Raw genomic sequence first — 11,788 nt, forward strand, 5'->3', positions numbered from 1 at the left:
AAGGAGGTGCGATGGATAAGATGCTATTTATTGCAATGAACGGAGCGAAGCACGTTGCATTGCAGCAAGCCACAACCAGTAATAACTTAGCAAATGCAAATACGAATGGGTTCAAGGCTGAGTTAGTGGCATTTCGAGCCCTTCCTGTTGTGGGGGATGGTGTCCCTACTCGTGCCTTCTCTGTTGATAGCACTGTTGGCCATGATCCCAATCAAGGGCCAATTAATCACACTGGCAACGACCAAGACTTTGCCATTAAGGGACATGGTTTCTTCGCCGTGCAAGATCCGCAAGGCAATGAAGCCTATACTCGTGATGGTGGATATGTCGTTGATGAAAATGGTCTCATGCGAACTCGCTCAGGTCGTCTGATTTTGGGTGATGGTGGGCCCTTAACGATTCCGCCAAACAGCCGTGTTGAGTTAGGTACTGATGGGACTGTAACGGCAGTTGCTATTGATCAAGGTGTTCGTCAAGCACAAGTCGTAGGACGAATTAAAATGGTTGCTGATGAATCTGGGAAAGAGTTTTACAAAGGCAACGATGGTTTATTTCGTCGGCGTGATGGTCAGATTCCTGAGTTGGATGAAACCAGAGGTTTAATTGCTGGTGCAGTAGAAGGCAGTAATGTGAACCCTGTAGAAACGTTGGTTCAAATGGTCAACCATGCTAGACAATATGATTTAAATATTAAACTCATGCAAACAGCTGACCAAAATGCAAGACAAGCAAACTCTATTATGAGCTTGTCTAACTAATTCATATTAAAAAAGGAAATTGATATGTTACGCTCCTTGTATATCTCTAAAACAGGTATGAATTCTAGTCAGTTTCGGCTAGATGTTGTGACCAATAACCTAGCCAATGTGAATACAACAGGCTTTAAAAAGAGCCGCGCTGTATTCGAAGATTTAATGTATCAAACGATTCGTCAGCCTGGTTCTCAAAGTGCAAATAACTCACAAATTCCTACAGGCTTAATGGTTGGTACAGGTTCGGCCCCTGTTGCGACAGATCGGATTCATTCAGATGGAAATATGCAGAATACTGAAGGGTCACTAGACGTTGCGATTAACGGTAAAGGCTTTTTTAGAGTCACATTGCCAGACGGTTCAACAGGCTATACGCGTGATGGCAGTTTTAAACTAAACAGCGAAGGTCAGTTAGTCACATCTAATGGGTATTTATTAGACCCGCCTATCACTGTGCCTGCTGGATCAAATAAACTAGTCATTTCCGCTGATGGTCGGGTTCAAGTTACAGCGCAGGGTGCGACCGAACCTACTGAGTTAGGGATTATTCAGATTTCTGATTTCATCAATCCACAGGGCTTGGAGAGTATCGGTGGAAACTTGTACTTGGAAACGGCTGCCTCTGGCGCACCCATTACAGGTGATCCAAATGCCGACGGACGTGGTGCTCTCAAACAAGGTTTTTTAGAAGCTTCGAATGTTAATGTGACTGAAGAATTGATCAATATGATTCAGGCACAACGCTCTTTTGAGCTTAATTCTCGTGGCGTGAAAACAAGTGATGAGATGTTGCAAAGATTAAGTCAGTTGTAATTGTTAATTTTGTTTGAGTCTTGTTGAGTTGATGTTTTCGCCCGTGTGCATTTTATGCTACGGGCGTTATTTTTCCGGTAGTGTGGATATAATTGGAGTACCATGATGTTTGCTCCTTTGATTGTTGAGATATAGAAATGTCTATCATTAAATATACAACTCGTGTGATGACTTTTGGTTTTTTTGTCTTGGTGAGTGGTTGCATGACTCCACCTCCTACCATTGTGCAACAGCCGCTCTCTGCTAGACCAATCCAACAGCCAAATCTTCGTCCTGCTAATGGAGCAATCTTTCAGACAAATGCTAATCAAGGGCTGTTTGCCGATCGTACCCCGAGTCAGGTTGGAGACATTTTGACTGTGATTATTGAAGAACGAGCAAATATTTCCAATTCTGAAAGCAGCTCTGGTAGTCGTTCTGCCTCTGGTTCTGCTAGTGCACCTGGTTTCAGTATTCCATTTTTCCCCAATTACCTTGAGGCAAAGACAAGGGGACTTAATGTCAATATCAATGGTGAGGTTGAGAATGACGGTAGTGGAAAAAGTAGTGCTTCGAGCTCTTTTAATACTAATATCAGTGTCACAGTGATTGATGTATTACCGAACGGTAATTTGCAAGTAAGTGGTGAAAAGCAAGTTAAAATGAATGGCGAAATGCAGTTCATTCGTTTATCCGGTGTCATTAATCCTAGAGATGTCAAGGTTGATCCTCGCTTAGGTGGGAATATCGTTTCGTCACAGAAGATGGCGGATGCTCGTATTGAGCAAATTAACAAAGGTAATAATAGTTTGTTTGCACAACCTGGTTGGTTAACACGATTTTTTATGACTATTTTACCGTTCTAAATTTCTGGATAAAAACCATGCGTATTAGTGTAATTTTAGGGCTAATTTTAGCCTCTACTTTGTCCATGCCCGTTTGGTCTGCTCAAAAAATTAAAGAGTTGGCTACTATCGGGGGCGTGCGTAGTAACCAGTTAGTTGGATATGGTCTAGTTGTTGGATTAGATGGCACAGGGGATAAAGCAACCTCTTCCCCTTATACCAGTCAAAGTATGATTAATATGTTGAATCAATTGGGTGTGCAAATGCAGCCAGGTCAAAAGATTGACCCTAAAAATGCCGCTGCAGTGGTAGTGACTGCCAATCTGCCGCCTTTTGCAAAATCTGGGCAACCATTAGATATCACTGTGTCTGCAATTGGAGATGCAAAAAGTTTGCGAGGTGGGACCCTATTGATGACCCCACTAAAAGGGGCTGATGGTCAAATTTATGCCATGGCTCAAGGTAATATTTTAATTGGTGGTGCAGGGGCTTCTGCTGGGGGATCGAGTGCGAAAGTCAATCAGCTAAATGCAGGTAGAATTCCTGCTGGTGCAACAGTAGAACGAGAAGTGGCTAGCGGTCTTAATGCCAATGCAAATAGTGTTCAGCTAGAACTTCTTGAAGCAGACTTTACGACTGCTAATCGGGTAGTTGAGGCAATTAACAAAGCGTTTGGCCCAGAAACTGCCCGTGCTTTGGATGGCCGTGTTGTCGAAGTCCGTACACCGTTTGATAGTAATCAGCGAGTGCAATTTCTTGCAAGAATGGAAAATCTTGCCGTCACAGCGGCAGAATCTACTCCACTGGTTATCCTGAATGCCCGTACTGGGTCGGTGGTGATGAACCAAGCCGTGAAGGTTGAGCCCTGTGCTGTGGCACACGGTAACCTATCTGTTACGGTGAATAGCACCCCTGTTGTCAGCCAACCCAACCCTCTGAGCCAAGGACAAACTGTGGTCGGACAACAAGCTGACATCAATGTACGTGCTGATGGCGGTAAAGTAATTAGTGTGCCACGTGGCACTAGCTTAAATGAAGTTGTGCGTGCTTTGAATGCAGTCGGTGCGACACCGCAAGATCTTTTGTCCATTCTGCAGGCCATGAAAGCTGCTGGTGCGTTGAAAGCAGAATTGCAAATTATTTAAGCATTGTGTGCAAGGCATGGTAATTGCTGGGTGTTTGTTATTCTTTTGAGGCTTGGTTGTTATGCAAATTTCTTCTTCGTTTGAATCTGCACGCGCTCAACAACGGTTAGCGATAGATAGTCGCTCATTGGATGATCTACGTGCTGAGGCGGTAAAAGACCCTAAGGCTGCAATTAAGAAAGTAGCTGGTGAGTTTGAAGCCATGTTCCTGAATATTGTGATGCAAACAATGCGGGAAACTTCTTTCTCTGGGGAAGAGGAAAGCAATGCCTTAAATACCTTTCGTGGAATGCAAGACCAACAAACTGTGCAGCAAATGAGTTTATCCGGTGGAGTGGGGCTGGGTGATATGATTGCTCGGCAAATTGCCAAGCAATCTGGCATTGAATGGGACGAGCCAGTCAAGAAAACAGCGGCAGCAAGTTCTATGCAGCTGTTAGCACTGCAAAAACCAGCGATTGCTAAAGCCTTGCAACAGCTGGAACAAGACGGTGTTCAAAGCACAACAGCGAAACCTGCCGCAGGCAGAACGAATAACACGCAAAATACCAATAGCGGTGATTTTATTCAGTCCATGCTAAATCATGCTGCCCCTGCTGCCCGTGCGATTGGTGTTGAACCCCAATTGATTGTGGCGCATGCCGCGTTGGAATCGGGATGGGGCAAACGAAATATCAAGAATGCTGATGGGTCGAACAGTCATAACCTGTTTGGTATTAAAGCAACGGGTAACTGGAAAGGCGCCACTACCGATGTGCTGACTACCGAATATGTAGATGGTGTAGCACAAAAACGAGTTGAGCGTTTCCGTTCCTATCCTTCTTATTCTCATGCCTTTGCCGACTACGCACGATTGCTGAGCACTAACTCACGCTATCAAGATGCACTAAACAAAGGCGCAGATGCGGTGGGATTTGCGCGTGCTTTGGCTAAAGGCGGCTATGCTACCGATCCAAACTACGCTGCTAAATTGAGTCAAGTGGCAGGTAGCGAAAAAATGCAAGTTGCTGCACGTTCTTAGTAGAAACACTTAAGTTTGTCATTGTGCAGACGATGTAAGTTAATGACTTTTTGGGCAGGAATCTATCATGGCCGGTATCTTAAATATTGGTGTGTCGGGGCTGAATGCTGCCCGCGCCGCGTTAAATGTCACCTCGCAAAATATTAGTAATGTCAACACCGCCGGTTACCATCGCAAAGCGTTGGTGCAGTCGGCAATGTATCCACAAAATCTAGGCTATGGCTTTCCCGGTCAAGGGGTTGAGCTCAATGATGTTCAACGCATCTACGACCGTTTTTTAGATAAACAAGTTCAAACCGCGACTGCCGGTAACAGTTACTATGAAACACAGTTTAGCTATATGAAACAGCTAGACGATGTGATTGCAAACTCAACCAACGGCATTTCGCCACGGCTACAACAATTCTTCAGCTCAGTACAGACACTGACCTCCGACCCTTCTTCGATTCCTTCTCGCCAAGCGATGATTGACCAAATGTCATCGTTAGTGAACACCATGAAGTCAGCTGACGACCGCATGGAAGAACTGCGTTTGGGGATTAACACGGAAATCAAATCCTCTGTCACTGCGATCAATGGGATTGCCCAGCAAATTGCTGATTTAAATAAGCAAATTACTATGCTGTGGCGGAACGATGGCGTTCAATTGCCCAATGACTTAATTGACCAACGAGATCAGGCTGTTACCGAGCTAAACAAATACATCAATGCAACCATGGTGCCGCTTGGTGACGGGACGGTGAATGTTTATATCGGTAAAGGGCAAAGTCTGGTATTGGGCAATGATCCAGCATTACTAAGATCTGACTATTCCACCCAACCCGGTATGGAACAAGAATTGGTCGTCTATTACCAATCAGGTGCACCTTTTGAGATTCCCTCAGATTTATTAAGCGGGGGATCAATGGGGGGGGCATTAGAGATGCGCAAAACATTGGATGATACGCAAAAACGTATCGGCCAAATGGCAATGGAAATGGTTGATCGTTTTAACCGTCAAAATTCCCAAGGTGTTGATCTGAATGGCGATGCTGGTACAGATTTATTTGAGCTACGGTTTAACTTTCCGCCAGTGAATCCTCCAACACCCGACTACTCGGCAAAAACCGATGCAGAAAAATTAGAAATTCAACAGCGCTATGCTGTGCGTGCCTTGTCATTGCTGCAAACGGATCCAAACAAAATTGCCGCAGCATCGGCAATCGTATTTGATCGTAATGCTTCTTTTAATGGTGCATTACCTACAAAACTAGCTGGCAGTGCTGCGATTAGCCAAATCTCAACAACAGCACCATTTACGCCTGCTACAGCTGTTCCGGCAATGCCAATTCAGATTCGGTTTGATGGTACCAACTACAGTATTACCGACAATACTGGTGCTGCGCATGTACCGCCTTTGTCCCTCACTCGTATCCCCGGCGTATCCGGTGGTTTTAAAGTGGTAGACCAGAGCGGTGCCCCAATGGGGATACAATTTACTGTGTCAGGCACGCCAGCGGCAAATGATACCTTTGTGATTGCCAACCGGACGCCTGGTGCTTTATTGGAAAAAGGTGAAAACACCAACTTACTGGAAATGGCTAAGTTGCAATCGCTAGCGACAGTTGCCGATTTGCCTGCAAGCGGTAAAGTAAATGGTATTGGCCCTGGTACACCTCCCGTTCTTGACTTCACAATCAATGTGCAAGATCCGGATGTGGCGGCTGACAAAAAAGCCCAGTTGGACTTTGTTTCTAAACTGCCAATCACCATGGGGTTTGATGGTACTAATTTCACCAACTTGCCAAGTGGCTATACCGTTGTTCCTGCTGGATCAACCTACTCTCTGCAAGATGCTTCTAGCCGCACTTTGATGACTTTTACTGCCCCTGCCGCGCTAGGTGCTGCGAATGCGGGACAAACCTTTACCTTTCCTGCGCCTGCCGCATCAAATTTCCAAGCCACGTTTGGCCAGATGGTCACGGCGGTGGGCAGTAAAACCAATGAAGTGAAAGCCATTGGGGCCGCTCAAAAAGTGACATTAGAGCAAGTGACGATGGCGCGTGAACGTGTCTCTGGTGTGAATTTGGATGAAGAAGCGGCAAACCTCATTAAATTTCAACAAGCCTATCAAGCCTCGAGTAAAGTCATTCAAATTGGCCAAGGTTTGTTCGACTCGGTATTGCAAGCTCTGCGTTAATCCTGCTCACTAGGAATATAAAGGACATTATATGCGAATCAGCTCTTCTTTTACCTATCAAACCGGTGCTGCAGGGATTAACCGTCAACAAAACACCTTGTTTGAGCTGCAAAAACAACTTAACTCGCTTAAGCGGATTAACAGTCCTTCTGACGATCCAGTGGCTGCGGCGCGGGTGTTAGATACTAAACAATCTGATAGCCGCAATGCTCAGTTTATTGAAAACACCAAAGCGGTAGACTCTGCCTTGCAGTTTAGCGATAACGCGCTGCAAACTGTATCTGACATCATGACGCAGATGAAAGAAATGGTGGTGCGGGCTGGGAACCCTGCCTTTAAGGACACCGACCTTAAAATTATCAGTGGCGAATTTGATGGCAAAATGGAAGAATTAGTCGGGGTGTTAAACACGACTGATGGTCAAGGGAATTATCTATTTTCTGGCACGAAAACCAGTACACCGCCTTATACCATTGAAGGTTCTCGCCCCTATGGCGCTGATACCGTGATTCGTTACAACGGTAACGATGGCCAAAAATCGGTTCAAACAGGCACTGCACGACAAATCGCTATTACAGATCCTGGTTCTGCAACCTTTGGCACTGGCAGTACCGCTGGCCGCGACTCCGGCAACATTTTTGATACTATGTTGCGCTTTGGAGAAATGCTAAAACAGGGTCGGGATGGTTTAAATCCAAAAGCGAATCTGCCTCTTAACAGTGGTACTTCGGTCACATTAAAAGTGGCTGATTCTGTTCCAAATATTACTAACACCACTGCTGCTGCCGCATTTGAAGATCTAAAGGATGCGTTTGGGCAGGGTGGGGTGAGTATGACTCTACCTGCTGGCATGGATAATGCGACCTTGCCTACTTTGCCAGCGCCTTATAGTGCTAATTTCCAAGTGGCTTACGATGGAAAAGTCGGTGAATATCGTATCCGAACCACTGGTGGTGAAGATACTGGTTTAACGCTCAAATTTGAAAACTTGCCAACGGGCCCACTTGTAGCAGACAGTGTTACCTTGAAATCTTATACCTTAGAAGCCGCACAGGTCATGAAAGGGGTAGATAAGGCACATGAACGTTCGTTATCCACCTTGGCTGCAGTGGGGTCTCGTCGTTTAGAGGTGGAGCAAAGTCGTGATCTCGGTGAAGACCTGAACTTGGTCTACAAAAAATCGATTAGTGACTTGGAAGATCTGAATATTGCAGAAGCTAGCACCAGCTTAGTCATGGCGAAAACGGCACTAGAAGCGTCGCAGCTGTCTTTCTCAAAAGTAAGCTCGTTGTCACTGTTTAACTACATCAGCTAATTGATGATAGCAAAACAAAACCCCCGCGATTAAGCGGGGGTTTTTTATTCTGGCGGAGAGAGGGGGATTCGAACCCCCGTGGGGCGCGAACCCCCCACTGATTTCGAGTCAGGGCCGTTTAGCCTCTCCGGCATCTCTCCGAACTTCGAAACAGACGCGCATCTTAACAGAGCTAACTTTTCTGTCAAGATGCGCGTCGTTGTTGCCTAGCTAAAGCTCAATTTTCCGTGGCGTGCATCAATCACAATCACCGATTTTGGTGGATAGTGGCCGGCTAATATTGCTTTTGCCAGTGGGTTTTCGATTTCATTTTGAATGGCTCGTTTCAATGGACGAGCACCATAAATCGGATCGAACCCGGCTTCAGTCAACAGGGTTAACGCATCGTCTGTGACTTGTAGCGCCAGTTCTAACTTGGCCAAGCGGTTTTCTAAATGGCGCAGTTGAATTCGTGCAATCGATTTGATGTGCTTATCATCCAAGGCATGAAAAACCACCACTTCATCAATCCGATTAACAAACTCTGGGCGGAAGTGAGCTTTGACTTCACCTAACACGGCAATTTTAGTCAGCTCATAATCATCGGTTGCCATGGTTTGAATAATCTGGCTACCAATGTTCGAGGTCATGGCAATGACCGTGTTGCGAAAATCGACAGTTCTGCCTTGGCCATCTGTTAAACGCCCATCATCCAACACCTGCAGCAAAATATTAAACACATCGGGGTGGGCCTTTTCAACTTCGTCCAACAGAATCACCGAATAAGGTTTACGCCGAACTTGTTCAGTCAGATAACCACCCTCTTCATAGCCAACATAACCTGGGGGCGCACCGATGAGGCGTGCCACCGAGTGTTTCTCCATATATTCGGACATATCAATCCGAATCATGTGTTCTTCACTATCAAACATAAAGCCGGCCAGCGTTTTGCACAGTTCGGTTTTTCCCACGCCAGTCGGCCCAAGGAATAGGAAAGAGCCATACGGTTTATTTGGATCAGACAGACCAGAACGGCTACGGCGAATCGCATCTGCCACGGCACGGACGGCTTCATTTTGTCCAATAACACGCTGATGTAACACGTCTTCCATTCGCAACAGTTTTTCGCGTTCCCCTGTCAACATTTTTGAAACAGGAATCCCTGTCGCACGGCTCACCACTTCTGCGATTTCTTCAGCACCCACTTGGGTTCGTAACAGTTGATTGGGTTTTTTCTGTCCACCTTGGCTGGCTGCTTCGGCTTCTTTCAGGCGGGCTTCTAATTGGGGTAATTTGCCATATTGCAGCTCTGCCAGTTTTTCCCATTGTCCTTGTCGTTTGAGTTCCTCAATCTGCACTTTCAGCTTGTCGATCTCTTCTTTGATCGATTGGCTACCCTGTTGTGCTGCTTTTTCAGCCTTCCAGATTTCTTCTAGGTCGGCATACTCGCGGCTTAATTTTTCAATTTCTTCGTTAATCAGCGCTAAGCGTTTTTGACTCGCTTCATCCGATTCGCGTTTCACTGCTTCCCGTTCAATTTTCAACTGAATTAAACGGCGATCGAGCTTGTCCATTGACTCTGGTTTTGAGTCAATTTCCATTTTGATTCGGCTTGCTGCTTCATCAATTAAATCAATGGCTTTATCAGGCAGGAAACGGTCAGTGATATAACGATGTGACAGCTCGGCAGCGGCAACGATCGCGGGATCGGTAATATCGACACCGTGATGAATCTCATATTTTTCCTGTAAGCCGCGCAGAATAGCGATGGTATCCTCAACCGAGGGTTCACTGACCTGCACCTTTTGGAAGCGGCGTTCTAGTGCGGCATCTTTTTCAATGTATTTACGGTACTCATCCAGTGTCGTTGCGCCAAGGCAATGCAGTTCACCACGGGCTAGCGCAGGTTTCAGCATATTGCCTGCATCCATTGCACCTTCGGCTTTACCTGCACCCACCAAAGTATGAATTTCATCGATGAAAATTAAGGTGTTACCTTCATCTTTGGCTAAATCATTTAACACCGCCTTGAGTCGTTCTTCAAACTCACCACGGTATTTTGCGCCGGCCAATAAGGCAGCTAAATCCAACACTAACAGTCGTTTGTGTTTCAGCGATTCAGGCACCTCACCATTCACAATTCGTTGAGCGAGGCCTTCAACAATTGCTGTTTTACCCACCCCGGGCTCGCCAATTAACACAGGGTTATTTTTGGTGCGCCGTTGTAGGACTTGAATGGCACGGCGGATTTCATCATCTCGCCCAATCACTGGGTCGAGCTTGCCCTGTCGTGCGCGTTCGGTGAGGTCCAGCGTGTATTTACTTAACGCCTCGCGTTGACTCTCTGCGTCGGCGGTGTTGATGGTATCGCTGCCACGTACGGCATTGATCGCAGCCTCCAAAGCAGCAGTTTGCCCACCATGTTCTTTGAACAAGCGGCCTGTTTCGCTTTTATCTTCCGTTAACGCCAATAAGAACATCTCACTGGCAATAAATTGGTCGCCTCGTTTCAGTGCGGCTTTTTCTGTGAGGTTGAATAAATTGGCCAGCTCTTTCGACACACTGATTTCACCGCCGGTGCCACTGACCTTCGGCAAGCACTCGATAGCGGTTTTCAGGGCCTGACCTAACCCGCCAGCATTCACACCAGCGCGGGCTAACAGCCCCCCAACGCCGCCTTCGCGATCATTGAGCATGGCCAATAAGACATGCTGTGGTTCGATATAGGGATTGTCATTGGCCAAGGCCAGACTTTGTGCATCGTTGATGGCTTGTTGAAATTTCGTGGTGAGTTTGTCAAAACGCATGATGCTTTCCTACTGCAATTAAGTTAAACCCTAACTTGGGTAGGGGAAAAACTTTATCAAGTAAGAAATTTTTTCTGATTGGGTCTTGATTTATCAGACTTTGTCTAGGCAGGAGCGCTTGGGCGTGTGTGTGCGCATATCAGCGAAGGTGCCATCCAAGGCAAGATCGATTATTCTATGTAGATCTTCTTTATCTTGCGAGAAATCCAGCACATCATGCCAACAAAACAACAACATCCCTTATTTTTTGCTGCTGCTGCGATTGTGATTTGGGCAAGTTTGGCAACATTAGGTACCCGAGTGGCAGCCGTGCCGCCGTTCTTAACCGTGGGAATTACCTTATTGGTGGCGGGAGTATTAAGTTTACCGACTTATCGTCAATGGAAAGTACCGCTACCGACGCTTTTGGTTGGCATCACCGGTATTTTTGGTTACCACTTCTTTTTGTTCTTAGCCTTTCGCCTAGCGCCAGCGGTAGAAGCCAATTTGTTAAATTATCTGTGGCCGTTATTGATTGTGCTGCTGTCGCCAGTATTGCTGCCAAATATGGCGTTGCGGCGGCAACATATTGTTGCTGCTGGGTTGGGATTTATTGGGGCAGCGTTGATTGTAACGAAAGGCTCACTGTCATTAGAGGCCCGATTTATCACCGGTTATGCCTGCGCTGTATTAGCTGCATTTTTATGGGCTGCCTATTCGTTGTTGAGCAAGCGGCTTCCTCCCTATCCAACGGCGGCAATTGGCCTATTTTGTTTATTGTCTGGGGGACTGTCGCTATTGAGTCATTTTGCATTGGAGCCTGCCTACACACCGAAGATGCAGGAATGGATATGGCTAGGTCTATTGGGGATTGGGCCGATGGGTGGGGCGTTTTTTTTATGGGATAAAGCGTTAAAACAAGGCGACCCACGGAAAATTGGCGCATTAGCCTTCACCACCCCGTTGTTATCGAC

Annotated in this window: 9 protein-coding genes and 1 tRNA gene; 8 read left to right on the forward strand and 2 right to left on the reverse strand. The window is 46.3% G+C overall.

The window, feature by feature from the left end:
• Window positions 1-11: 11 nt before the first annotated feature.
• The 7 genes from ACTBZS_RS01375 (at window position 12) to flgL (ending at window position 8,049) form a co-directional block, all read left to right on the forward strand.
• Window positions 12-758: a flagellar basal body rod protein FlgF gene (locus tag ACTBZS_RS01375; protein ID WP_463043062.1), complete on the forward strand. Its 747-nt coding sequence runs from the start codon at window positions 12-14 to the stop codon at window positions 756-758.
• A gap of 24 nt (window positions 759-782) precedes the next feature.
• The gene (gene flgG, locus ACTBZS_RS01380; protein WP_463043063.1) at window positions 783-1,565 is read left to right on the forward strand and encodes a flagellar basal-body rod protein FlgG; all 783 of its coding nucleotides are present in this window, start codon (window positions 783-785) and stop codon (window positions 1,563-1,565) included.
• Window positions 1,566-1,702: 137 nt separating this feature from the next.
• Window positions 1,703-2,410 carry a flagellar basal body L-ring protein FlgH gene (locus ACTBZS_RS01385; RefSeq protein WP_463043064.1) on the forward strand — a complete coding sequence of 236 codons (708 nt, stop codon included), beginning with the start codon at window positions 1,703-1,705 and terminating at the stop codon, window positions 2,408-2,410.
• A 17-nt stretch (window positions 2,411-2,427) separates the two neighbouring features.
• Window positions 2,428-3,534 carry a flagellar basal body P-ring protein FlgI gene (locus tag ACTBZS_RS01390; RefSeq protein ID WP_463043065.1) on the forward strand — a complete coding sequence of 369 codons (1,107 nt, stop codon included), beginning with the start codon at window positions 2,428-2,430 and terminating at the stop codon, window positions 3,532-3,534.
• 61 nt (window positions 3,535-3,595) lie between these two features.
• On the forward strand, window positions 3,596-4,555 hold the full coding sequence (flgJ, locus tag ACTBZS_RS01395; RefSeq protein WP_463043066.1) for a flagellar assembly peptidoglycan hydrolase FlgJ: 960 nt from the start codon (window positions 3,596-3,598) through the stop codon (window positions 4,553-4,555).
• A 67-nt stretch (window positions 4,556-4,622) separates the two neighbouring features.
• The gene (flgK, locus tag ACTBZS_RS01400; protein ID WP_463043067.1) at window positions 4,623-6,734 is read left to right on the forward strand and encodes a flagellar hook-associated protein FlgK; all 2,112 of its coding nucleotides are present in this window, start codon (window positions 4,623-4,625) and stop codon (window positions 6,732-6,734) included.
• Between the two features lie 31 nt (window positions 6,735-6,765).
• Entirely contained in the window at window positions 6,766-8,049 is a 1,284-nt protein-coding gene (flgL, locus tag ACTBZS_RS01405; RefSeq protein ID WP_463043068.1) for a flagellar hook-associated protein FlgL, read from the forward strand.
• Window positions 8,050-8,099: 50 nt separating this feature from the next.
• Here flgL and ACTBZS_RS01410 read toward each other — a convergent pair.
• Window positions 8,100-8,189, reverse strand: a tRNA-Ser gene (locus ACTBZS_RS01410).
• A gap of 66 nt (window positions 8,190-8,255) precedes the next feature.
• A complete protein-coding gene (clpB, locus tag ACTBZS_RS01415; protein ID WP_463043069.1) occupies window positions 8,256-10,835 on the reverse strand; it encodes an ATP-dependent chaperone ClpB in 2,580 nt (859 codons plus the stop codon).
• Between the two features lie 216 nt (window positions 10,836-11,051).
• On the opposite strand from clpB, the gene ACTBZS_RS01420 reads away from it, so the two are divergent.
• A partial coding sequence (locus ACTBZS_RS01420) for a DMT family transporter (protein WP_463043070.1) occupies window positions 11,052-11,788 on the forward strand: 737 nt, incomplete at its 3' end.

Source organism: Aquaspirillum sp., from assembly GCF_055136605.1.

Bases quoted from the DNA above. Each gene is read 5' to 3' on its own strand.
- ACTBZS_RS01390 (WP_463043065.1), top strand. From the start codon at position 2,428: ATGCGTATTAGTGTAATTTTAGGGCTAATTTTAGCCTCTACTTTGTCC.
- flgK (WP_463043067.1), top strand. From the start codon at position 4,623: ATGGCCGGTATCTTAAATATTGGTGTGTCGGGGCTGAATGCTGCCCGC.
- clpB (WP_463043069.1), bottom strand. From the start codon at position 10,835: ATGCGTTTTGACAAACTCACCACGAAATTTCAACAAGCCATCAACGAT.
- ACTBZS_RS01385 (WP_463043064.1), top strand. From the start codon at position 1,703: ATGTCTATCATTAAATATACAACTCGTGTGATGACTTTTGGTTTTTTT.
- flgL (WP_463043068.1), top strand. From the start codon at position 6,766: ATGCGAATCAGCTCTTCTTTTACCTATCAAACCGGTGCTGCAGGGATT.
- ACTBZS_RS01375 (WP_463043062.1), top strand. From the start codon at position 12: ATGGATAAGATGCTATTTATTGCAATGAACGGAGCGAAGCACGTTGCA.
- flgG (WP_463043063.1), top strand. From the start codon at position 783: ATGTTACGCTCCTTGTATATCTCTAAAACAGGTATGAATTCTAGTCAG.
- flgJ (WP_463043066.1), top strand. From the start codon at position 3,596: ATGCAAATTTCTTCTTCGTTTGAATCTGCACGCGCTCAACAACGGTTA.